Origin of the sequence: Hungatella hominis (assembly GCF_014288005.1) — a bacterium.
Classification (GTDB): domain Bacteria; phylum Bacillota; class Clostridia; order Lachnospirales; family Lachnospiraceae; genus Hungatella; species Hungatella effluvii.
Map to the genome: position 1 here is coordinate 229,728 of NZ_JACOPB010000004.1, position 23,556 is coordinate 253,283.

The 23,556-nt window shown below is 50.1% G+C and carries 16 protein-coding genes; 7 read left to right on the forward strand and 9 right to left on the reverse strand.

What is annotated here, in order from left to right:
• Window positions 1-79: 79 nt before the first annotated feature.
• On the reverse strand, window positions 80-1,453 hold the full coding sequence (locus tag H8S75_RS11605; protein WP_187021701.1) for an ABC transporter substrate-binding protein: 1,374 nt from the start codon (window positions 1,451-1,453) through the stop codon (window positions 80-82).
• A gap of 246 nt (window positions 1,454-1,699) precedes the next feature.
• On the opposite strand from H8S75_RS11605, the gene H8S75_RS11610 reads away from it, so the two are divergent.
• The 3 genes from H8S75_RS11610 to H8S75_RS11620 are packed head-to-tail and all read left to right on the forward strand — an operon-like array spanning window position 1,700 to window position 6,343.
• Window positions 1,700-3,514, forward strand: coding sequence for a sensor histidine kinase (locus tag H8S75_RS11610; RefSeq protein WP_187021703.1), 1,815 nt, complete (start codon window positions 1,700-1,702; stop codon window positions 3,512-3,514).
• Complete coding sequence (locus H8S75_RS11615) at window positions 3,486-5,024, forward strand: response regulator transcription factor (protein ID WP_187021705.1); 1,539 nt, start codon at window positions 3,486-3,488, stop codon at window positions 5,022-5,024. Before H8S75_RS11610 ends, H8S75_RS11615 begins: the two co-directional genes overlap by 29 nt.
• A 35-nt stretch (window positions 5,025-5,059) precedes the next feature.
• A complete protein-coding gene (locus tag H8S75_RS11620; RefSeq protein ID WP_187021707.1) occupies window positions 5,060-6,343 on the forward strand; it encodes a rhamnogalacturonan acetylesterase in 1,284 nt (427 codons plus the stop codon).
• A gap of 340 nt (window positions 6,344-6,683) precedes the next feature.
• Here the strand turns inward: H8S75_RS11620 and H8S75_RS11625 are convergent, their stop codons facing one another.
• The 4 genes from H8S75_RS11625 to H8S75_RS11640 form a co-directional block, all read right to left on the reverse strand.
• Window positions 6,684-6,980, reverse strand: coding sequence for a hypothetical protein (locus H8S75_RS11625; protein WP_349768907.1), 297 nt, complete (start codon window positions 6,978-6,980; stop codon window positions 6,684-6,686).
• A gap of 124 nt (window positions 6,981-7,104) precedes the next feature.
• Complete coding sequence (gene dusB, locus H8S75_RS11630) at window positions 7,105-8,079, reverse strand: tRNA dihydrouridine synthase DusB (protein WP_187021708.1); 975 nt, start codon at window positions 8,077-8,079, stop codon at window positions 7,105-7,107.
• Complete coding sequence (locus H8S75_RS11635) at window positions 8,076-8,432, reverse strand: DUF6145 family protein (RefSeq protein ID WP_187021710.1); 357 nt, start codon at window positions 8,430-8,432, stop codon at window positions 8,076-8,078. The genes dusB and H8S75_RS11635 overlap by 4 nt, the downstream gene beginning before the upstream one ends.
• A gap of 74 nt (window positions 8,433-8,506) precedes the next feature.
• Window positions 8,507-9,514 carry a LacI family DNA-binding transcriptional regulator gene (locus H8S75_RS11640; protein ID WP_187021712.1) on the reverse strand — a complete coding sequence of 336 codons (1,008 nt, stop codon included), beginning with the start codon at window positions 9,512-9,514 and terminating at the stop codon, window positions 8,507-8,509.
• Between the two features lie 322 nt (window positions 9,515-9,836).
• Between H8S75_RS11640 and H8S75_RS11645 the strand changes: the two genes are divergently transcribed.
• Complete coding sequence (locus tag H8S75_RS11645; RefSeq protein WP_187021713.1) at window positions 9,837-11,318, forward strand: UxaA family hydrolase; 1,482 nt, start codon at window positions 9,837-9,839, stop codon at window positions 11,316-11,318.
• A 26-nt stretch (window positions 11,319-11,344) separates the two neighbouring features.
• On the forward strand, window positions 11,345-12,838 hold the full coding sequence (locus tag H8S75_RS11650; RefSeq protein ID WP_187021715.1) for a tagaturonate reductase: 1,494 nt from the start codon (window positions 11,345-11,347) through the stop codon (window positions 12,836-12,838).
• Window positions 12,839-12,940: 102 nt separating this feature from the next.
• Here the strand turns inward: H8S75_RS11650 and H8S75_RS11655 are convergent, their stop codons facing one another.
• From H8S75_RS11655 to H8S75_RS11665, 3 genes are read right to left on the reverse strand one after another with little or no spacing between them, the layout of a single operon-like run.
• Window positions 12,941-14,725 (reverse strand): ulvan lysase-like protein, encoded by a 1,785-nt coding sequence (locus H8S75_RS11655; protein ID WP_187021717.1) that lies wholly within the window; start codon window positions 14,723-14,725, stop codon window positions 12,941-12,943.
• Window positions 14,722-16,914 carry a heparinase II/III family protein gene (locus tag H8S75_RS11660; RefSeq protein WP_187021718.1) on the reverse strand — a complete coding sequence of 731 codons (2,193 nt, stop codon included), beginning with the start codon at window positions 16,912-16,914 and terminating at the stop codon, window positions 14,722-14,724. Before H8S75_RS11660 ends, H8S75_RS11655 begins: the two co-directional genes overlap by 4 nt.
• Window positions 16,915-16,941: 27 nt before the next feature.
• Complete coding sequence (locus H8S75_RS11665) at window positions 16,942-18,291, reverse strand: ABC transporter substrate-binding protein (protein WP_187021720.1); 1,350 nt, start codon at window positions 18,289-18,291, stop codon at window positions 16,942-16,944.
• 239 nt (window positions 18,292-18,530) lie between these two features.
• On the opposite strand from H8S75_RS11665, the gene H8S75_RS11670 reads away from it, so the two are divergent.
• Both H8S75_RS11670 and H8S75_RS11675 read left to right on the forward strand, forming a co-directional pair.
• Window positions 18,531-20,396, forward strand: coding sequence for a sensor histidine kinase (locus tag H8S75_RS11670; protein WP_187021721.1), 1,866 nt, complete (start codon window positions 18,531-18,533; stop codon window positions 20,394-20,396).
• Window positions 20,393-22,000, forward strand: coding sequence for a helix-turn-helix domain-containing protein (locus H8S75_RS11675; RefSeq protein WP_187021723.1), 1,608 nt, complete (start codon window positions 20,393-20,395; stop codon window positions 21,998-22,000). Before H8S75_RS11670 ends, H8S75_RS11675 begins: the two co-directional genes overlap by 4 nt.
• A gap of 96 nt (window positions 22,001-22,096) precedes the next feature.
• On the opposite strand, the gene H8S75_RS11680 is transcribed toward H8S75_RS11675, so the two are convergent.
• Window positions 22,097-23,350 (reverse strand): NUDIX hydrolase, encoded by a 1,254-nt coding sequence (locus tag H8S75_RS11680; protein WP_187021725.1) that lies wholly within the window; start codon window positions 23,348-23,350, stop codon window positions 22,097-22,099.
• Window positions 23,351-23,556: the final 206 nt, after the last annotated feature.

The window sequence follows — 23,556 nt, forward strand, 5'->3', positions numbered from 1 at the left end:
TTCTCGAAAAAAGGGCGCCCCGTAAGTCAGATTATGCCGAAATAGGGACACCCTCAATATGTTTTCAGTTTACAGCCTGTTATTTGGCCTTTTCTGCCATGATCTTATTTCCCTCGGTATAAAGCTGTTCTGCCGCTTCCTCCGCAGTCAGTTCGCCGTAGCATACCTTTTCACCCAGCTTGTTGATTAAGTCGGATACCTCTGCGCTTCCGTTCGGATACGGAGGGTTGATCTGAGAAGAATTCGGTGTCACCACATCATTGATGAAGCTGATTACCTTCTGATCGCTCTCTGTCAGAGACGGAGCCAGTTCCTCGGCAACCTTGGAAGAGATCGGCACGCCTCTCTCGGCCAGAAGAATCTCGTTGCAGTCCATGGAATTGGTCCAGTAATCGATAATCTTAGCACCGGTAACCGGATCCTTGGAATCCACCGATACGGAGAAGAGCTGGGACGGTTTTAAGAAGTTGGACTTTTTCGGGTCTTTCGACGGCCATGTGGTCAAGTCTAAATTTATGTCCTCCGGAGCTGCGTTGGTAAACGCCGCATACTGGTTTGACCAGCAGAACGCTACCCAAGACATGGTTTCCGGGCTGGAACCGTAGATCAGAGGATCCTGCTCGATGGACCCCGGGGTCAGCTCTGCAAATACGCTCGGTTCAATGTACCAGCCTTCCTTCACGCCCTCCTCATATACTTTGTAAAATGGTACGAATTCGTCTGCGCTGTCCACGCCCAGCTTCCCTTCGTCAAAGAGCACGTGGCCGTCGTAGCCGCGGATCATAGCCTGTAAGATTTCCTGGGAGACGCCGTATGCCATGTTGGTCTTGCATCCGGTCTTTGCGTAGATTTCCTTGCTGACTGCTACGAACTCGTCCAGCGTCATGTTGTCTTTGATTTCCACTCCCGCCTGGTCGGTGATGGTCTTGTTGTAGACCATGGCCGGCGCGTTGATGCCGATTGCGATGGAATACACCTTTCCGTCAACCGATCCGGAATTAATGATGTCCTGGCTGCAATTGTCCACATTCAGGGTGCCATCCTCGATATAAGGCGTCAAATCCACCAGAAGATTGTTGGAAACATACTGATCCAGGTAAGCGTAATCCATCTGGATTACATCGGGAAGCGAATGGCCTGCTGCCGCGGTCGCCAGCTTGTTCCAGTAATCAGACCACTCGGAGAACTGTCCGTCGAATGTCACGCCAGGGTTCAGCTCCGAATACTTATCGAGCGCCGCCTGAGTCCTCTCGTTTCTCGTCTGGTTGCCCCACCAGGCCACCGTCAGGGACGCGTCGCCGGAAGCTGCTGCTGTCGTATTTTCAGCCGCCGCACCTGCGGTTGTCTGGGAATCCGCTCCCGTCGTGCTTCCGCTTTCCGCCGTGCCGCCGCATGCCGCCAGAGATACCGCCGCCATGGAAGCGGCCAGGACTACTGCCAATTTCTTCTTCATTTTCATATCCTCCATCTTTTTCTGAAAACGGTGCTGCTCTTCCGTTTCGTTTGTAAGTTTATTATAAACTGGTTTCCTCTGATACCGGTATAAATAAAACCGACTTCCTTTTAGAAAAAACCGACTTTCCTTTCCGAAATCTTGAGTTTGCAATGCAGTTATTATATACTGTCCATGTACCTTTATAGCCATGTTTTTCCACTTGAACCATAAATATCTCATATAGAAAGAAGCAGGATAATTTTCATGAAAAAAAGAACAGAAACAATTAAAATCAGGCTCCTGACCTTGTTTAAAAATCTGTCATTGAAATGGAAGATTTTCTTTATCGTGCTGTTAAATGTAGTCTCTCTCCTGCTGTTTTCCTTCATTGGCTTCAACATACTTTCGAAGACCTATAACGAACTGCTCTACCGTTCCATCGCGGGAAATTTGAGTTTTTCGGCAAATACCATATCGACTAATCTAAAAGATGTGGAACGCCTGTCCTCCATTATTTTATCGACGTCATCCATTCAGACTTCCCTGTCTGCAATCCATGAGTCAGAGGATGCCGTGGTCCGTTCCAATGCCAACCGGAACATCAACACAGCCCTGTCTTCTTATTATGAGACCTTCCGGCAGAATGGCGTCTCTTACATAGTCCTGTACAATGACTCATTTTCCAACACTACCAACTGGGCGGCTTACAATAAGACAGATCCCGGCTTTATTGAAAAAGCCCTGCAAAACGCGGAGGCCGGCGACGGTGCGGTCAGCTGGACTACCGGAGGCGGCAGTACCTCCGGCCTCTTTCTCGGAAGAAATATCAGGAAAATCGAGGCGCTGGATTTCTCCACCATTGGAAGGCTGCTGATCTACGTGGATACCGACAGGCTGATCAATACGATCAACCGTTCCTTCCAGACCTTCGATACCGGCTACTACATTCTGGCAGACGGACCGGACACCATCTACTCCTCGGCCGGCCTCTCCAAAGACCTGGTAACCCAGACGCTCCAACTGGAGGACGACACGTACCAGACCCTTCGGGTGGACAACCACACCTATTTCGCAGTAAGCAGCAATATTCCGTATTACGACTGGCGCTACATCAGCCTGATCCCGTTTGACTCCATCATTCACTCCATCGGACGCTCCGCGAAAATCATTCTGGGCATCATGGTGCTCGGCATTCTGATCGCCCTCGCCTTAACGCAGTGGCTGATTTACTCCATTCTTCGCCATTTCAACGCGCTGATCGTTAAGATGGATGGATTCAGTAAAAATGAGCTCACCCTGGAGCAGTCCGCCTATGATTACAGCGTCCGAAACGATGAGATCGGGCGGCTTCACCAGCGTTTCGACCGGATGGCCACCCGAATCCGGACCCTGGTGGACACGAATTATAAAAATGAACTGCTGCGCAAGGAAGCCCAGATCAAGGCGCTGGAATCCCAGATCAACCCGCATTTCCTCTATAATACGCTGGAATCCATCAACTGGAGGGCAAAGGCATCCAAAAACGCGGAAATATCCATGATGGCGGAGTCTCTCGGAACGCTGCTCCGCTCCACCCTCAGCAATCACGAGTCCCTGGTGGAACTGGACTACGAGCTGGAGCTGGTCCGCGCCTACATCACGATACAGAAAATACGGTTCGAGGACCGTCTGGACTTCGTCTCCCTGGTGGCCGACGATCTGCATCATATCCTGATGCCGCCGCTGACCATACAGCCGCTCATAGAAAATGCCATCCGCTACGGCATGGAAGAGATGACGGAGACCTGTCACGTGGAGCTCCTGGTGCGCCACGAGGATGATAAGGTCCTGATACGGGTAAAAAACAACGGTTCTGTTTTTGAAGAAGACCTTCTCGAAAAATTAAGAAGCCGGGAAAAGCAGCCGAACGGCTTCGGCATCGGTCTCATGAACATTGACCAGCGCATCCGCCTGCTGTTTGGCGACGCGTACGGTCTGGAGTTAAAAAATGAGGACGACTGCGCAACCGCCGATATCCATATACCATTTCAAGTCAAGGAGAACCAATCATATGCTGAAACTGATCATTGCAGACGATGAACGCATCATCCGGGAGACCATCTCCACAATTATTGACTGGAGCCAGTATGGGATTGAACTGGCCGGTCTCTGTTCCAACGGAATCGAGGCCTACAACATGATTTTAGATGAATCTCCGGACCTGGTTATCACGGATATCCGCATGCCGGGCATGAACGGGCTGGAGCTGATCGGCCGGATATCCGAGACGGATCTGGACACCCAGTTCATCCTTCTCTCCGGCTACGGGGAATTTGAATACGCCAAACAGGCCATGAAATATGGGGTCCGCCACTATCTTTTAAAGCCCTGTAATGAGCAGCAGATCATTGACGCCGTAAAGGAAAGTGTCAGTGACTGCTACGCCAGGCGCCAGACGCGCCGGATATTGGACTCCCAGTTCAGCCAGGCGGACAGCATCCGCCACAATGTCGTCTCCAGTATCATCAACGACGCCCTCTATCTGGAGAAATCGCTGGATGAGATTATTCCCACCTATGAGCCCTACATGGATTTTTACTTTACGCCCTACCGTCTGTTCTACATTTACTATCTGGAACAGGAGAATCTGGAGGAATTTCTGGGCCTTCTAAACGATTTTGCCCAGAACTGTCTGCCGCAGGTCAGCATCTACGGAATCTATGTGCGAAATACCTTCTTGATCTTCTGTCAGGACATCTCCTTTGACTTCGGCCAGCTGAAGGCGAAGCTGGACCGCGTCAGCTTAGAGGGCCAGCACACCAGCCTGGAGCTTCAAATGGAGACGTATACCGACTTAAAAGGCCTGTTCGGCGTCGTCCTCGAAAAGATCCGCAGATTCAGCACCTTTTACTACGTAAACAATTACCATGCCTTATGCACCTGCAATTATACCGCAATCACCCAGGAGACTGAAAATTACTGCCGCGCCATTGCCGAGGGCAGCGCCTCCGCCATGGAAAGCCTCATGGAACTGATCTCCGATATCATGGACATCCGTTTCCTCAAACAGCTGTCCGGCAGTATGTTCCTGAAAATCACGCTCGGCAACCCGAATATCTCCGGCTCCGGCCTCACGGAGTGGCTGATGCAGGCCGAGGGGGAGAGTGATCTTGACGCGCTGAAGGAATCCGTCTTTCAAAAGCTTACAGATCTTATGGAGGGATGCTCCAGAACGGAAACCGTCAGCAGCATGACCAGGCAGATCTTTACATATATCAGGGAAAATCTGGAGAATCCCAACCTGACGCTGAAATACATTGCTGAGCAGCATTTATATATGAATGTAGACTATGTATCCAGAAAATTTCAGAAGGAGACCGGCATACGCTTTTCCGATTACCTGACCAATGAGCGGATTCAAAAGGCAAAGGAATACATCGAAAACGAGGAGATGGACCGGATCTCGGATATTGCCGAGCGGGTCGGCTTCGGCAACAATCCACAGTATTTTTCCCAGCTCTTCAAGAAGAAAACCGGCATGGCCCCCAGCGCCTACATCACCGGCTTACGCGGACCGGCCGGCCCAGCGGAACCCAGTGCATCCCACTAGCGTATTTGAAAATTCATTTCAGGAGGAACTTTAAGATGCAGTATCATTTTCAGCCATTTTTTCACAATACAGCCGCAGACCATCTCACGGCTGATTCCGACCGGCTTGACATACCGGAGCTGTCAGACGGCTTTGACCCATCACTTCTTTCTTTAGCCAACGGCATTGCAGGGAGTATGATTCCCCACAGCTATATCACAGAACGGGTCCCCTGCGGGCTCTACGCGGTTCATATCGCACTGACCGCCGTTCAGGATGTGGAACAGCTCTTTCTCTTCACCGGAAGGAAACTTCTGCGTGATATCATCACCCTGAAGAAGGGGGACCGGTACGAACGCACCTTTTACCAGTCCATAGCCGGCATCATTCCACGCTACCACGAAGCGTACTATCCGGTTGAAAACCTCTTTGTTACGTTCTGTACCCCGGAGCCCGGCGCTGTCCGGATTGAGGCCTGTTATGCCGAAGCAGCCGATGCGGTTGAGGCAGCCGGTGCAGCTAATGTCTCCGACGGCGTAACGACAGTCTATCTCTGCGGGGATTCCACCGTCACAGACCAGTCCGCGGAAATCCCCTATCTTCCGGGTGCCTGCTACGCCTCCTGGGGCCAGGCACTTCCGGCGTTCTTAGACGGCAGAATAGCCGTAGAAAACCAGGCGCACTGTGGGCTGACGACGGAAACCTTCCGTCAGGAAGGCCACATGGACATCGTGAAGCATTTTCTCCGTCCGGGTGACTTCTGCCTGATCCAGTTCGGCCATAACGACCAGAAGCTTCCCCATCTGCGGGCCGACAGGGAGTATCCTGTCAATCTGCGAAGATACATCGAAGAAGTCCGGGACCTGGGCGGAATTCCCGTGCTGGTGACCTCTCCCGGACGCAACATCTGGAAAGAGGACGGCACCTACCATGAGCTGCTGGCGGAACACGTGCAGGCGGTAAAAGATGTGGCCGTTTCCACGAATACCCCGGTCATCGACCTGCATGAGTTCTCGGTACGCTTCTATGAAAAGACCAGCATGGAACGCTCCTGCGGGTACTTCCATCCGGGTGACTACACACACACCAATGAGTACGGGGCGTGCCTGTTTGCTTCCTGCATTGCAGCCGGACTCGGCCGGATATTTCCCGAAGTATTTCATGTAACCGCCGGTCCCTCCGACTTCACGCCACCGGAAAATCTCTGGGATCTGCTGGACAGCCAGAACAACCGTGCCGGCGGTACGGAACAGAAGGAACAGTTTGATGCGATGGAAAAATCAACTGCTGCGCTGTTGAAAGCGTTGGAAGAGGCGGATCAGGCATCATCGGAGGTGTGACAGACGCCGAAGGTGGTTTGACTTTAGCAGTAATGGTAATAGATTTCATAGATTTTATACCTCATAATAGATTTATGGACTAAGTATATTTTACCATAATAAGAAGTAAAAAGTAAACAAATGTTTGAAAAACAAAAAAGCAAAAAGGAGAAGGAGCTCGCGAAAGAGTCAGGAGGGGCACAATTCCTCTCATGCCTAAAGACACGAGTCTCCATGTGCATTTTATGAATCATATTTCGTTCCATCATGTCCGAATAACTTTTCGTCTGTATACTTAAAACCCAACTGCTCTAACGCGCGTATTCGCTCTGCTGCTGCGGCTATGGCTTTTGCAGCAATTTTATCGCAATGAAAGAGTGTTTACGCGGGTTCTATGATCATTTTCAATATTTTTGTAATTTCGCCTGCTCTTTCGTAATCGCTCCGGATATCCAATCTGAGCAGTCCATTGTCCGTAAAACAGTCCGTAGCGTGTATAATAAAAGTCGTCACTGCCGCAATTATCACTGTTAAAAAATGATACGGCAGCTTTGTCAGAATAAACCTTTAACAAATCGGATTTATCCTGCTGACTGGTCATTCTCAAAATATAACTGTCATTCTCAAATACAGGGCAATTTTCATAGACATCGGTCATGACGCGCCTCCCTCAAATTTTCATTATTTTACTTATTCTATCACATTTTAGAGTGCGCGGATATGTCTGTAAAATTTTTTCCTTTAACGGAACATTTTTCCGGAAAGTAAAACAGGACATTTCATCATCTGAAATGTCCTGCAAACCGTTCCATCACGAGTGTTTCCAAATCCGCTAATGTTTCCACCGCGTTGATATCATTCCGCAGTTTTGCCGAATGAGGCAGTCCGGCCGTATACCAGGCCATGTGCTTGCGCATCTCCCGGATTCCCAGATACTCTCCTTTGTATTCCACCAACATCTTCGCATGGCGCAGAACCATGTTCTGCAGTTCCTCCATGGTTGGGGACGGAAGAAGTTCCCCCGTCTCCAGGTAATGGAGCGTTCTCGAGAATATCCACGGGTTGCCCTTTGCCCCTCTCGCAATCATAATTCCATCGCAGCCCGTCTCGTCCAGCAGCGCCTTTGCATCCTCGGGGGCAAAGACGTCTCCATTTCCGATGACCGGTATCTTCACGGCCTCTTTTACCCTGCGAATAATATCCCAGTCTGCGGTCCCGGAATAATACTGTTCCCTCGTCCTGCCGTGAACCGCAACCGCAGCCACGCCGCAGCTCTCGGCCATCCTGGCAAATTCCACCGCGTTCACATCGCTGTCCGTAAAACCCTTGCGGAACTTCACTGTCACAGGCTTTTTTACAGCCTTCACCATGGCGCCAAGAACCGCCTCCGCCAGCTTGGGATTCTTCATCATCGCTGAGCCTTCGCCGTTATTAACGATCTTCGGCACGGGGCATCCCATGTTGACATCGATGATATCAAAAGGCCCCGGCTCGATGAGCTTCGCAATATCCGCCATAATTTCCGGATCGGAACCAAACAGCTGAACCGAAACCGGACGTTCTCTCTCTTCTACCTCCAGGAGCGCCTTCGTATTCCTGTTCTTATAAAGAATCGCCTTCGCGCTCACCATCTCTGTCACCACCATGCCGCAGCCCTGCTCCTTGCACAGAATGCGAAATGGCAGGTCGGTTACCCCTGCCATCGGCGCCAGAATCAGATTATTCTCAAGTGTTACATTACCAATCTTAAGCTTCACGATTCCTCTTCCTCATCAATCTCTTCTCCCAGATAAAAAACCCGGTAATACATCTCCAGGGCCTCCAAAAGATCTCTCTTTTCCGTCTGGTACTGTTTGATCTTCAGCACACTTCCTATTTCGTCAAATAAATAATCTGTCTCCTCAGCCGTCACTAAAAACTCCAGCGTACCATCCTCTTCAAATTCCAGCGTCAGAATTCCGCCCACATCCTCTGTATACAGCACACACATAATCTGAAGCTCCTGCCGTATGTTCTCAGGAAGGTTGGAAAACTGTTCATTAAAATAGTACTTCTGCTCATAGGAATTGGCTCCGCATAATACAATACGATCCTGTTTCTCCTCTATCATAAAAACACCGTTCCTTCTATGGTTATTTCATCCGAACGTAGTATATCACAAGACAGAACGAATGACAATAGCCCCTAAAAATCCGTAGTACACCGCTTCACCAGTCTGCAGGGGACCTGGCTCTTCTGCTCCACAGATTTCTCCTCGCCCCGCAGAACCGCCATCATCTGATCCGTGGTGATGGCGCAGAGCTCTTCTACCTTGTTGTCAATGGAAGAAAGCTCGGGATCACAGCAGATGGAAAGCGCAGAATTATTAAATCCGGTGATGCAGAGTTCCTCCGGAATCTTTAAAAGCTTGGCGTTGGCGTATTTGATCGCACCCACGGCCAGGCCGTCGTCCGTAGCCAGCACGCTGTCAAACTTCAAATCCCGCCGCTCTAAAAGAATGTCTCTCACCGAATGGATCCGGTTCTTTACATACAGCTTTAAGTCCCCCAGCACAGGCAGTCCATGGTCCTTTAAGGCCGCCTCATATCCCGCCAGCTTCTGATTCGCACTGTAAGAATGGGAATCACACAGAAACAGAATCCGTCTTCTTCCCGCCTCAATCATCTGCGAAGCCACGTCATAGGTAGCGCCGTAATCGTCGCTGAAAGCACAATACACATGATCGCCCTTAATGTAACCGTTAATCATAAATACAGGAACCGTCTTCGCCGCATTCCTTACGTAATCCGCCTTCCGGTCGTCTCCGCCCTCGCCGGCATACGTCGATCCCACCAGAATCAGCGCGTCGATCCGCTTATTTAACAGAAGACTCACATACTTTTCCTTATTCTCCTGCCGGGATCCGCTGCAGCAGAGAATACAGTCATACCCGTACTCGTGCAGACGGCCTTCCAGGTGAAATGCCGCCGATGCCATATAGGAATCCGATACATCCGGGCAGATAATCCCGATGGTCTTCATAGAGTCCAGTCCCAGGCCCCGCGCAAACACGTTTGGCGTATAACCGTTCTCCTCCATGATGGCGCGGACCCTCTGTTTTGTCTTCTCGCTGACACGCGGGCTGTCGTTCACCACACGCGATACGGTGGCGATGGACACCCCTGCAAGCTCTGCTATATCGTAAATATTCATTTTGAACCCTCTTTATCCTGACGCACCGACGCTCTGGAACACAGTGCGAAAGCGCTTACACTTTTTCTTACATTATATCTGATCCATTCATGAAAAGCAACCGTATTCTTTTTATTTTCCCTATTGACGAAGTGACAAAAATGGTGTATGGTTTATGTAAGTACTTACATTCTATATCAACTGGAATATTTAAATTGTAACCCTGAAGCCGTGCATCTTCTTATTTTCGTAAAGCACGAAAGTAAGAAGCTCGGGCGTTCCGCCCTATATCAGTTTGTACAGCTGAATCGTTACATGGAATTGCAGAAAGGAAAGAACGATTATGCAGGACTTTATTAAAATTCACTCCGGGGATAATGTAGCTGTAGCCTTAAAGCCGCTGGCCTCCGGCACCACCGTAACTGTGAATGATCAGACGGTCACGCTCGTCTCCGATATCCCTCAGGGACACAAGTTCGCTTTAACCGACATCGCAGAGGGCGCTTCCGTCATGAAATACGGCTGTGCCATCGGAATCGCAAAGGAACCGATTTTAAAAGGAAGCTGGATCCACACGCACAATTTAAAGACCGGGCTGGGCGATCTGCTCACCTACTCCTACGACAAACAGGAAACTGCTCCCACGCCAGCGGAAGAACGCTTCTTTCACGGTTACCGCCGGCCGGACGGAAAAGTCGGCGTCCGCAACGAGATCTGGATCATCCCCACTGTAGGCTGTGTCAATAACGTTGCCCAGGCCATTGAGCGTCAGGCTAAGAGCCTCATAAGCGGAACCGTAGAAGATGTGGCGGCTTTCCCACACCCCTATGGCTGTTCCCAGATGGGTGACGACCAGGAGCATACCAGAACCATTCTGGCCGATTTAATCAATCATCCCAACGCCGGCGGTGTCCTCGTTCTCGGCCTTGGATGCGAAAACAGCAACATCACGGAATTAAAACGCTATATCGGAGAATATGATGAACGCCGTATCAAGTTCCTGGCAGCACAGGAATCTGACGATGAGATCGCCGACTCTCTGGAACTGATCCGCGAACTGGCCGCTTATGCCGGCAGCTTCGAGCGTGAACCGGTCAGCTGCAGCGAACTCATCATTGGCATGAAATGCGGCGGATCCGACGGACTCTCCGGCATCACAGCCAACCCCACAGTCGGTGCATTCTCAGACATGCTGGTGGGCGCGGGCGGAACCACAATACTGACCGAGGTTCCCGAGATGTTCGGGGCGGAGACACTGCTCATGAACCGCTGTATCAATGAAGAGACCTTTGAAAAAACCGTTCATCTGATCAATGACTTCAAAAACTATTTTACCAGCCACAATCAGACCATCTACGAGAACCCGTCTCCCGGCAACAAAAAGGGGGGTATCTCTACCCTGGAGGACAAGTCGCTGGGATGCGTTCAGAAATCCGGCAGCGCTCCGGTCATGGACGTCTTAATGTATGGAGAACCCGTTCACACAAAAGGCTTAAACCTGTTAAGCGCCCCTGGTAATGACCTGGTCGCCTCCACCGCGCTGGCTGCCTCCGGCGCCCACATCGTACTCTTCACCACAGGACGCGGTACACCGTTTGCCTGTCCGGTTCCGACCATGAAGATATCGACCAACACTGCGCTCAGCACAAAGAAGAGCAACTGGATCGATTTTAACTGCGGCAGACTGGTAGAAGACACGGATATGGACACATTAAAGAATGACTTCTTCGATTTTGTCCTGGAGGTTGCTTCCGGAAAGAAAGTTAAGTCAGAAGAAGCAGGCTTCCATGATATGGCCATCTTTAAGCAGGGAGTTACACTATAGAAATCATATAAAGGAGAGTATTTCAAATGGAAAAGTTATGTTATGAGACACTGGAGAAACAGGGCTACGACGGATATTTGTTAAAGGACGCACCGGAACGTGTGCTGCAGTTCGGCGAAGGTAATTTCCTGCGCGCTTTCGTGGACTATTTTATTGATATGATGAACGAAAAGGCAGGATTTCATTCCAAAGTCGTTTTATGCCAGCCCATCGCTCCCGGACTCGCTGATATGATCAATGAGCAGGAAGGCTTATATACTCTGTTTTTACGCGGTTTTGAAAATGGAAAGAAGGTCAATGACAAGCGTGTGATCTCCTGTGTCAGCAGATGTTTAAATCCCTATCAGGATTACGACGCCGTTCTCGCCTGTGCAGAGAATCCGGATTTACGTTTCATCGCCTGCAACACAACGGAAGCCGGCATCACCTACGATCCGGCCTGCAGCTTTACCGATGTGCCGGCGGACAGCTATCCGGGAAAGCTGACTCAGTTCTTATATAAGAGATTCGAAACGTTTGGAAAAGAAGCCGGAAAGGGCTTTGTCATCCTCTCCTGCGAGCTGATCGACAACAACGGAAAAGAATTGGAGAAATGCGTCCTGCAGTATGCAGATCAGTGGAAATTAGGAGAAGAATTCGTCACCTGGATCAAACAGGAGAATATATTCTGCTCCACTTTGGTAGACCGGATCGTAACCGGATATCCGAGAAATGAAGCCGCTTTCATCTGTGAAGAGCTGGGCTACCAGGACAACATTATCGACACCGGAGAAGTCTTCGGATTCTGGGTCATTGAAGGACCTGAGAGTTTAAAAGAAGAGCTTCCATTTGAGAAGGCCGGTCTTCCGGTCCTCATCACCGACGATCACAAGCCATACAAGCAGAGAAAGGTCCGTATCTTAAACGGTGCTCACACCTCCTTCGTCTTAGGCGCATACTTAGCCGGCCAGGATATTGTCCGTGACTGTATGGAAGACGAAGTGATCTGCGGCTTTATGAACAAGACCATTTACGATGAGATCATCCCGACTCTGACGCTTCCAAAGGAAGAGCTTAAGAGCTTCGCCGCTTCTGTTACGGAGCGTTTTAAGAATCCATTTATCGATCACGCGCTGCTCTCCATCTCCTTAAACTCCACCTCCAAGTGGAAAGCACGCGTTATGCCTTCCTTAAAGGGCTATATTGCAAACACCGGCAAGCTTCCGGAATGTATCACCGCTTCCTTTGCATTCTATATCGCGTTCTACCACGGAAAGCAGCTTACCGAAGACGGACTGATTGCAGCGAGACCGGCCGGTAATGAATATACGGTAAAAGATGACCGCCCGATCCTTAAGTTTTTCTACGATCACAGGGAGGACGATGCAAAGACTCTGGTTTACGCAGTCTGCTCCAACGAAGAGTTCTGGGGTGAGGACTTAACCGCCATCGCCGGATTCGAGGACGCCGTCGCCGGTTATGTGGCAGATATCTGGGAAAAGGGTGCTTATGAAGTGATGAAGGGTTGTCTGGGTAAATAGTATTATAACGAAAAAGAAACAGGGCAAATGCACGAATCCCCACGCGATGCATCTGCCCTGCTTTATTATTCCGCTCCCTGGCTTCTATTCTCCTTATTCCGCTCACGTCTCCACACGGATCCAACACCTCCCGGCTTCTCCCTTCTCCATACAGAGAACCACTTCCCAGCCCTCGAAACCACCGTTCAGGAAGAAAATTGGATTTACTTCTTCCGGTTCCCTGTCCAGCTCCAGAACTACGTGTCCGCATTCTCCGCAGATCCGGAATCTATTTTTTCCATTCAGACATTCCAGTCCGCCCTCATGCTTTCCAACCAGAGGGATCACCCAGCGTACCTTTTCCGCACATTCTTCCACGACTGCGCGGATCATAACCCCGTACTCCTCCATGCGATAACAAAATCTGTATGCTCCGTCCCATTCGGAAGATACTACCTTATGCGACCGGTCTGTCAGATGTCCCGAGGCCTCAAGACAGACTGCCATTCCGCTCATGGCAGCATCATGTTTAAAGACGGCTCGGTAATCATATGCACTCGATAAATATGGTCCCCCGCAAGTCTCCAGCCTCATCGTCATAGGTCTGTGACCGCTCTTTTTTAAGGAAAGCTGACCATTGGTGGGCTCGATCAGAGCGTACTCGACGGTAGATGAAGCCATAATCATTCCCACATTTCTGTGCCACAGCATGGTCATCGTTCCTCCCGAAGCATGGCCGCCCGGCTTATATTCAATATCGTATGCCGTCACCGTTGCTATAAAACCGCCCCATGCCATCCGGTATGTGTCAATTACCGGCCAATATTTTATTGGAACCAGATGCTCCGACGGAAGCTCCGACGGAGTTACATTCACGGCTCCGGAATCCAGGAGCAGCGCCAAGGCCTTTGCCTTGCAGAATGTATGGTGTACACAGGGCAGTTCCCCGTGTGCATAATAATCGGTGCCTCCATAGAGCATGCCGTCATGGGTACACTGTTTATATAATTGAATATTCCGGTATGAAGCCTCCGAAAATACCGGTTCCTCATCTCCCAGAAGTCCATATGCCAGCTGACAGCCATCGGAAGTCCTGCTGCCCCAATAGCTCCATTTGTAGTTTCTTGTCCCTACCGTATTATCCCAGCCTCCATCCGGGTTCATAAATTCCAGATGCGCCCATAGCATGCGCTTTACCTCAGCACGTACCAGCTCATTTTTCCTGATTGCTCCATAGGCCAGAAGAGAAGCCAGACTCTCTTCCACATTGTAGCCGATGTCCACGGGCCTGCAGCCTTTCGGCGACACAGCGTCCCTCGGTTTCCCCTCTCCAAAAAACAGACCTTCTTCCGCAATATACCGCATACAAAAATCTGCCATCTCATCCGAACGCCTCAGATATTTTTCCCGCTGAAAATACGTCCCGGTAAGCGCCATCGCCTCCGCGCAGGCGGCATGGTAATTGATATTGACATCAAACTGCGGCGTGATCGTCTGAAAGACCCATTCCGCCGTCGTATATAGCCGCGCTTCCCACAGTTCTTTCTCCTGTTCAGAAAGCAGGGAGGCATGAAACTCCAATGCATGGGTCAAAGCAATCACAGAAAAAACGGTGATTCCCGCCCAGTCATTCTGAGCGTCATTATAGTAACTTCCGTCATCACAGAGCAGATTCTCACTCCACTGAAACAGACGTTTAGCAGCGGTTAAATATTTCTCCTCGTTTAATCGGTCTGCCAGAACCATCATCGGATAGATCGCGTCGTGGCATCGCCCATGGATCATCATACAGGATGGGCAGAAAATGCCGCCATCAAGACGTGGATTATTCTCCTCTTTAAACTGAAGTCCGATCAGCCCGTCACACCAGCTTTTTAACAATTCCATGTACTCATTTTCTACATTCATGACTCTGTTCTCTCTCTTAAATCTATGTGATATGTCATCCCATCAAGCTCCATATGAAAACCGGACTTATCCGCGTACAGGCCGCGGACGTCCACGTCGCCTTCCGCCCTCACCGGCAATAAAACCGTGGCAAAGTACCGTGTCTCTTCATCGCTGTTTCCCCCTCCGCCCTTCAAACCGTCCTCTTCCTCCCCGCATTTCTCCTCCTGGAAATCCAGAATAAGTGAGGGGCGTTTCTGATCCATCGCTTCTGAAATCCACCCATTGCGTAAAGATGGTTTCATTCTGCCGTCTCCTGCAATGATTAATGAAGGGGCTCCTGGCTCCCAGAAGATAGTTGTTTGACCGGCCGATCTTCCCCTGGAGCGTGTCTGAAAATTGCTTTCTGTCAGATGTGCGGCACATTTTGTGGGAGATTTGCCCCGAATGAGTGCGGTGCAGCGGGCTGCGTTAAGTGAATTCGGGGTAAACCTCCCGCGAAATGGGGCGTGCAGATGGCAGGAATGAATTTTCAGACACGCTCTGGTATAATTAACCTGAAAATGAAGCTCCACCCGGTCCTCTCTCCCGAGCCCATCTACCCGGTCAATCACAGCAAGGAACGGCTGCTCCTCTGAAAAGCCGGTAATCAGAACTCTTTGGTGACGGTATCCTTCAAAAACGTGTTCTGCCGCAATCCGGTACAGCCCGGGATTCCGCCTGTTTTCCAGTAAAAGTCCTGTAATCTTTCCTCTCCCCTGTTCCCCGTAGCTCCACGAAGATCGATATTCAAACGGCTCTTTTCCATTGACAGTCAATGTGGTATGGGAAAATGCCGACTTAAACAGTGCTCTCTCCGGGATTTCATTATAAGTAAAACGCCCCGGATCCGCGATCATATTTCTGCCATACGCCGTAAAGTCGAATCCACCCGGATCCATATGCGAGTGAGAGTTCTGCACCGGAAGGCGGCAGGCAAAAAACAGGCTGACAGCCTCCCTGTTCCAGGCAGTACGAATGCACACCTGTGACAGAGGCTTAAACCATGCCGTCAATGGAAGTCCTGCCTCCCAGCTCTCCTTTTTCCCCTTTCTCATTCTGTTTTCAAACTGCCTCATCAGCTCTTCAAACCGTTCTGGAGCCGGACAATCCCATATGGAAGATAAAAATACCCCGCGCACGGTATCCAGGCCTGCAAGGCGCACAGCCATCTCTACAAGCTCTGTATCGCCAAATACGAACCACCCGTACAGCACACTCTTTATCGGAGCAGCTGTCGCATCCGAATCTCCCCACGGCACTCCTACGCCTGTAGGTCTGCACGTATGAAGCGAATAGATAAGTGCCTGGCGAAGCCCTTCCTCAAATGCTCTGGTAAAGCAGGCGTTTCCATTCTTTTCTTTAACCGCCAGAAGGGAACGCAGCAGCAGCACAAGACACTCATTATGATAGTGAGGGCAGCCTTCCAGCTGCCCCCCGCCCTCTGTATACTGCTTCGCCAGACAGCGTTCCAGCTCTGCCGCGGCCAAAGCACGCCATTCTCCCGCCCCCGGCAGTTCCGGAAATTTACAGGATGCAAATAACAATCCGCACATCTCCATCAGATAGTGATTATGGTCCGCTCCCGGATAGAGACGCGGGCTTACAAACTCCAACACTTCTGCATGTTCCGTTACGGACTGCCGCAGTCCTTTTCTGATCTCTTCCGTCACATAAGGAGTATCTTCCAGACAGTCCCCGATCAGATACCAGGACAGGAACATGCGAAAGCCCGCTTCCAGACTTCGCCAGGGAGCATACTTCGGCTCCCCCGCGTCAAATTTATCAATCAAATCGGCTGTCCGCGATACTGAGGAATATCCCCCCGCACCTCTTACCGGTATAGCAGGCCTTTGGCAGACCTGCACCCAGTTTTTAAACTCTGTCGTCACCTTACTGGCATACCTTCCATCTCCCGTCAGCATAAATGCCTCGATAAGTGTCTTCCAGTGTCCCATCCGGTTTAGGACAAAGACAGCCTCCCTGTCTTTCTGCGGCGTCGGATTCTCCTTCCACATCGGTGGATTCCCGACAAACACGGGACTTCCGCCGCTTCCTGGAAGAATCAGCATCCCCTCCAGCGCCAAATCAGCTTCACGAATTATATTATTTTTCAAATCAGGAATGTGTCGATTAATAAAGGATGCGGTTTCAATCAGACGTTGATTCATGAAGCTTCCCTGCCTTCCTGTATGGCTTTACTCTGCAAGTATCTTTGGTATTTCCTCATTCAGCTGGGCAATTCCGTCGTTGACAGACACTGCCCCTGTCATGATACCGTCATGTACCTCATTTAAAGCAGTATCAATCTGAACGGTCTTTTCATGTACTGGCATCTCTAAGTAAGTGTTTACCGTATGAAGCGCTTCCCGGCTCTGCTCATCCTGCGGAAAGCCATCCATCGCCGCAAGTTTATCAATGACCGCTTCGGTTTTAACGGCCGGGATAGAACCGCTGTCCGCCACAATCTCCGCGCCTTCCGGTCCCGCCATAAATTTGATGAATTCCCATGCCTCTTCCTTATGATCGGACATGGCCGGAACCGCTATTCCTGTGATCGTTGCAATAGTAGATCCCGCTTCCACACCCTCGGAATGAGGCATTTTCGCGATTCTCCAGTTTGGGATCTCCGTAAACTCCCCGCTTTTGATTTTATTGATAAATCCGGAAATCTGCCACGTTCCCATGATATACATAGCCACATTGCCCTGGGCAAATGCAGACGAATGATGAAGTCCCGTCGTCTTGAGTTCCGCATAGTTATGGCATACTCCATCCTCCTGCTGTTTTAACACCATCTCATAATACGGTTTCAGGAAATCGTACGTTCCATCCACCATTGTCTGTTTTCCGTCCGTCAGTCCAAGGCATTCCACACAGGATCTCCATGTATGGTAATGAGTGCCGTAAACCTCTTTTCCTGGCGTGGTATCCGTCACTTTTCTGGCAAGAGCATCATATTCCGCCCAGGTCATATCGTTGGACGGACACTCCGCTCCGGCTTTCTCAAACAGGTCCGGATTATAGTAAAGCACCCAGAAATCACTTCGAAACGGCAGTTCATACAACTTTCCATCGAGTGTCACCTGATCGGTCAGTCCGCCATATCCGGATAAATCAAAGCCATCCCGCTCAATATATCCGGTAAGGGGCTCCAGCACGCCTTTTTTCACCAGTGTGGAATAGCCCGGAACATCCTGGATACACACCATATCGAATTCCGTGTCTTTTCCGGTCAGTTCAATGCTTAAGCTGGTCATGTAATCCGTTCCGCCTGCGCTTCCCAGATCTACCAGTTCAATTTCTATGTCCGGATGGGCGGCCTCATATGCCTCTGCCATCGTCTTATAATAGAAGACGGAGTTTAAATCCCATAAGGCCCATTTTAGAACCGTTTTCCCTTCTCCCTCTGCCTGACCGGATGTATCAGCAGCTGTATCCTCCGCCTGTTTTAAGGATCCTCCCTGATCGCTTTTACCACAGCCTCCAAGTGCCGATGCCGCGAGAATTCCGGCCAATACCAGACTCAATACTCTTTTCTTATACATGATCTCTTCCCCTCCGTATCTTTTTTTCATACCAGCCATTCGCTGTACCTGTATTATATAGCCTTGCCCCCTCCTGTTTGAATGGAAAAACATTCAAAATGTTTCACTTTTTTACTTTCTTGTACTTTCAATCCGGAAAAGATATACTTTTTTCTCAAATAAAGTAATTTTTTTGGATTGTATTCAAATCAGCCTCAAAATGATGTAGAATCAACTTATTATAATAGGAGGAAGGAACCATGCGAAAAAACAGCCTGCTGAAATCTATCCGCGGCAAAATCACATTCTTCACGGCAGCTCTCACCATCACGCTGACCGTACTGGCCGTCACCATCTGCTTTTATGCGTTTCATTCCTATCAGAAAAAGATGATGATCCGTTCCTCGGAATTCAATCTTCAATCCATTGCAGACAACACCTCGGCGGACTTAAACAACATCCTGTCATTCGTAAAATGGTGCTGCTCCAGCAGCGATGTCGTCGAATACATGGATACCATCCACGGCCAGGGAACACTGGGTCAGATATCATCAAAAAATCCCCGGGTGGCGCAGATGGCATTTGATACGTATGACCGGATCTGGGAAGAATATACCCTGCATAATCAATCCAACTACATCCGAAGACTTATCCTGTCCTCGGATAATCCTCTGGCCTATATGCAGATGTTCTACTCTTCTGTTCCCGACCGTGCAGATGCCGCTTCCCTGATTGCCTCTCAGGACTTCTTCATTCCGCTTTACGAAGCATCGTCATTTCAATGGGACGGAATGGTACAGAACCCCTTCAACAGGATCAGTGACGAATTCATCATACCAGTGGTTCGCCCCATTTACAGCGGCGAAAGCAGCCAGACTACCGGCTGGCTCTACGTAGAGATCTCTCCAGAGCTGATCACAAGCCGTCTAAAAGCCTATCCGCTGGAATCGGACAGCCTTCTCTACCTTACCATCGGCGAGAAGAATTACCTCTGTGATAAAGGTACACTGACGGAATCTCCCTTTGAATATCAGCAGGTGTCCGATTTAAAGGGCAGTACCATAAGCACCAGTTCCAAAGCCATGGAAGCCATACTGCCCGGGCTCGGAAAACGCACGATTCTCACCTGTTCTCTGGGAATTCCCGACTTTCAGCTTACAGAAGTCCTGTCTGTCAGGCGGGACCGGGCCCAGCAGACGCTCTATACCTGTATAATCGCTGGAATTCTGTTTGCCGCGCTTTCCTTCGGTGTCGTTCTCATGTACTTTTTAAACCGGACCATCGTAAAGCCGGTTCACCAGCTCCGCCAGAACATGGATTCCATCTCCCGCGGAATTTTTGATAAAAATCCCGATATAGAATGGGAAAACGAGCTGGGAGAAATCGGGAAAGGGATCAACGACTTGTCAGAGAATGTAGTGAACTTAATGAACACCAGGATCGAGCAGGAGCGGCAGAAAAAGGATCTGGAATATCAGATTCTGCAGAGCCAGATCAATCCGCATTTTCTCTATAACACCTTAAACTCCGTCAAATGGATGGCAACCATTCAGGGAGCCACGGGAATTGCAGACATGATGACCGTACTGGCCAGACTGCTGAAGAATGTGTCCAAACGAAGCGAATCCATGATTACGCTTAAGGAAGAACTGGAGCTGGCAGGCGATTACTTTCAGATTCAGCAGTACCGGTACGGCAGCAGCATCTCTATCCGGTACGAGATCGCTTCTGAAGATTTATTCGGCTGCATGGTACACCGTTTTTCTCTTCAGCCACTCATCGAGAACGCCCTCTTCCACGGTCTTGAGCCCAAACGGGCTCCCGGCACTATTACGGTATTCGCATCCTCCGAGGGCTCCGGTGAAACGAAAGTTCTCGTTTTATCCGTCACTGATGACGGCATCGGAATGTCACAGGAGACAATTGAAAAAGTAATGTCCGGTGAGTCTCTGGAAGGCTCAGATTTCTTTAAGCACATCGGAATCAGCAATGTAAATAATCGGATCAAATATGACTTCGGCGCCAGCTACGGAATCACAATCACCAGCGAGCCCGGCGTCTATACCACCATGACGATTCGGATACCCTATATCCATAAGAAGGAAGGAGTGGAAAAACAGGCATGATAAAACTATTAATTGCAGATGATGAGCCGCTCGTTCAGATCGGTATCAAATCCATGCTTGACTGGGAACGACTTGGCATCGAGATCTGCGGCATCGCGGCAAACGGGGAACATGCCCTGGAGCAGATCGAGGAGACTTCCCCCCAGGTTGTCATCACAGATATCCGGATGCCGGTCATGAACGGGCTGGAGCTCATCAAGTTGTGTTCAGAAAAATATGGCCGACTCCCACTTTTTATTGTTCTGACCAGCTATGAGGAATTCGGTCTCGTAAAGGAAGCGATTCATTATGAAGTGATTGAATACCTGGTAAAGCTGGAATTAAGTGCAGACAGCCTGAAAGCCGCCGTGGACAAGGCCGTCAAGCGCCTGGAGGATATCCGCAAAGCGGAAGACCCGCAGGCAGTACTCTTAAACCAGAGTATGTCGGAAAAATTTTTCATGCGGCTTTTATACAATTTATTTGACAGCCGGGAACAGTTCGAACTCCAGGCACGGGATTTGAAATTTCCATTTCAGGATTTTTCCTACCAGGCCGCCTGCTGTGAAATCTGTGAGTCTGACCGCTTCCCATTGACCCGTGAACAGCTGGCCCAGCTCTATTCCGGCTGTCTCCAGATGATCCGTGACGTCCTGACCCGATACTCCAGATGCCATCTCGTATCTCTGGATCAGAAGCATTTTGCAGTCATCTTCTGCCTGCTTTCGGGTAAAGAGTCGGGCGATCTGACGGCCAGAGCTTTAGGAGATGCCAGTTCCATCGTCCATACTTATTTTAACGCGAACTTAAGAATCGGAGCGGGGACCGCCGTGAACACTCCCTTTGCCGTCAGTGAGTCATATCAGGAAGCGCGCGAAGCCGCTCGAAAAGCTTCCGACAACCAACCGGTCATCAGCTTCTCGTCCTCTTCCGCCAATTCGCTCCAGAGTTCCTTTAATCTGTCCATCTTTAAACGTGATATGATCCGTTCCTTTGAAGAATTTGACACTGATGTTCTCTCCAGGACGCTAAGTTCCATCATCGAACTGTTTGCCTCCCATCCCAACCGCTATCTGCAGGCCATTGACGGCGCCTGCAACATTATGTACCTGGCCATGTCTCTCCTGCCGGAGGGCGAGGTGAATCTCTCAGAGATCTTTGAAGGCTGGAACGGCTCCTACCGTTCCATCTACCGCTGCAGCAGCGTAGAACAGATCACGGTATGGATGGAGACTCTGCGGGATGGGCTCTGTGAAATATTGAAAACGCGCAAGAAGACGTATAAAGATCATATTGTCACCAATGTCAAGCACTACATCAACGACCACATCGAGGAGCGCCTGACCCTGAATGAGGTATCTGACGTGTTCGGAATCAGCCACAATTACTTAAGCGTTCTGTTCAAGAAAAACTGCGGCATTGGTTTTTCTGAATACATCACTCAGATGAAGGTGACCAGAAGCAAAGCCATGCTTCTGGAAGAGAATTTAAAGATCTATGAGGTGGCCGACCGTCTTGGCTTTGAGAGCTCCTGCTACTTCAGCAAGGTCTTTAAAAAGGTAGAAGGCGTGTCTCCACGGGAATTTCTTCAGGAAAAGACGCTGGCCCCGGAACCGGAGCTGTGAAACAGTGAATGCAGTACCAGGCCCGGTATGAATGAACCATCACTGAGTTCATTCATACCGGGCTTTTCTTTTAATCGTCCGTTCAGAGTCCGTCGGTCAATCAAACACCGTCTTCCAATTCTTATCCGCATACGCGTCAAAGCACATCTCAATCTGCTCCTTCGTATTCTTATCCTCGGCCAGCACCGGTAGCTCATCCGGGGAAAACCATCCGCTCCCTACCGTCTCGATGTTTTCCGAAAACTCACCATCCACGATCTCGCATAAGAAGAACACCTTGCAGATACCGTACGGATATGCCGGCGGGTTGTGGAGTCCCTTATCGTGAAGCGCCACCACGCGCACCGGAACTACCGTGAGTCCGGCCTCCTCCAGCGTTTCCTTGACGGCGTTCTCTCCCACCGTCTTATTCACATCCACCCAGCCTCCCGGCATGGAATAGCGTCCGTCCATCTCCTTCACCAGAAGGATCTTCCCATCCTCGATGATGGCGGCTCTCGTATCCAGCTTCGGAGTCTGAAATCCCGTCTCATTGCAGAATAAATCCGTCACCCGCTCCTTCGACAGGCCGGTGTAGGCGCTCATAATCTCTCCCGACAGCTCCCGGATCCGCTCAAACCGCTCCAAGTCAAACCGGTCCTTTGAATAAGTGACGCCCGCCTGAGCGATAAACTGAAGCTCCATGGCCCAGGAAATCCATTTTCTCCCTTCAACCTCTGCGTCCAGCCGCTCCAGAACCGACTGCACGGAGGCCGGATCAGGGAAATAATAATCCGCGTGGATATGCCTCACGCTGACGGCTCCCCACAGAGCCAGACCACAGGCGGTCTTCGCCGCCCTGGCGCATTCCATGTCGTAGATGCTGTCCCCAATGTAAAGCACCTCCTCCGGTCTCGCTCCGGCCTTTCTCATATAACACTCCAGGGGCTCCGCCTCCGGTTTGTGGCACACCGTGTCCTCCTCGCAGACGACCGTATCAAAGTATCCGTCGAGCCCCAGGCGCATAAAATCCCGTTCATACTCCGCCCTGCATCTGCTGGTCACAACGCCCAGTTGAACCCCCTCTGCCCGCAGCCGTTTTAAAAGCAGTTCGATTCCATCAAACACACGGACGAAATCTCTCAGAGCCGCCAGATTTTCCTTCCATTGAAGGAGTATCTCCTCCTCATGACCGGTTTCCAGCCGTTTGAGAGCCGCGGTACCCGTGATTCCAAGACAGAATGAGAGTTCCGAAAGCTCTTTTTCAATCCCTGCATATTCTCTCAGTGTCTTCTGAAATGACTGGAGGATTGCTTTCTCCGTATCCAGAAGCGTACCGTCGACGTCGAATACAATATGGTGATATCTCATTTTCTTATCCTCCTGTGTATAATACTATTTAACCATATTCTGTTCCCCGGGGCAAGAAGAAGTTACGGTACACAGGGGCCGGCGTAGGCTGTGTACCGTGACAGAAGAGACGAAAAATAATAAGGAAAAAAGTATAATTGCATTGTAATATCACACAATTTCCTGTATGATAACAGGATAATGAGCATTTCCAAAGATAAGGGGGA

What these genes read in the sequence shown, in the direction of transcription:
- H8S75_RS11665 (WP_187021720.1), bottom strand. Translation starts at nt 18,291, where the DNA reads ATGTATAAGAAAAGAGTATTGAGTCTGGTATTGGCCGGAATTCTCGCG.
- H8S75_RS11680 (WP_187021725.1), bottom strand. Translation starts at nt 23,350, where the DNA reads ATGAGATATCACCATATTGTATTCGACGTCGACGGTACGCTTCTGGAT.
- H8S75_RS11605 (WP_187021701.1), bottom strand. Translation starts at nt 1,453, where the DNA reads ATGAAGAAGAAATTGGCAGTAGTCCTGGCCGCTTCCATGGCGGCGGTA.
- H8S75_RS11660 (WP_187021718.1), bottom strand. Translation starts at nt 16,914, where the DNA reads ATGAATCAACGTCTGATTGAAACCGCATCCTTTATTAATCGACACATT.
- H8S75_RS11620 (WP_187021707.1), top strand. Translation starts at nt 5,060, where the DNA reads ATGCAGTATCATTTTCAGCCATTTTTTCACAATACAGCCGCAGACCAT.
- H8S75_RS11640 (WP_187021712.1), bottom strand. Translation starts at nt 9,514, where the DNA reads ATGAATATTTACGATATAGCAGAGCTTGCAGGGGTGTCCATCGCCACC.
- H8S75_RS11655 (WP_187021717.1), bottom strand. Translation starts at nt 14,725, where the DNA reads ATGAATGTAGAAAATGAGTACATGGAATTGTTAAAAAGCTGGTGTGAC.
- H8S75_RS11635 (WP_187021710.1), bottom strand. Translation starts at nt 8,432, where the DNA reads ATGATAGAGGAGAAACAGGATCGTATTGTATTATGCGGAGCCAATTCC.
- H8S75_RS11650 (WP_187021715.1), top strand. Translation starts at nt 11,345, where the DNA reads ATGGAAAAGTTATGTTATGAGACACTGGAGAAACAGGGCTACGACGGA.
- H8S75_RS11670 (WP_187021721.1), top strand. Translation starts at nt 18,531, where the DNA reads ATGCGAAAAAACAGCCTGCTGAAATCTATCCGCGGCAAAATCACATTC.
- H8S75_RS11675 (WP_187021723.1), top strand. Translation starts at nt 20,393, where the DNA reads ATGATAAAACTATTAATTGCAGATGATGAGCCGCTCGTTCAGATCGGT.
- H8S75_RS11625 (WP_349768907.1), bottom strand. Translation starts at nt 6,980, where the DNA reads ATGACCGATGTCTATGAAAATTGCCCTGTATTTGAGAATGACAGTTAT.
- H8S75_RS11615 (WP_187021705.1), top strand. Translation starts at nt 3,486, where the DNA reads ATGCTGAAACTGATCATTGCAGACGATGAACGCATCATCCGGGAGACC.
- H8S75_RS11645 (WP_187021713.1), top strand. Translation starts at nt 9,837, where the DNA reads ATGCAGGACTTTATTAAAATTCACTCCGGGGATAATGTAGCTGTAGCC.
- H8S75_RS11610 (WP_187021703.1), top strand. Translation starts at nt 1,700, where the DNA reads ATGAAAAAAAGAACAGAAACAATTAAAATCAGGCTCCTGACCTTGTTT.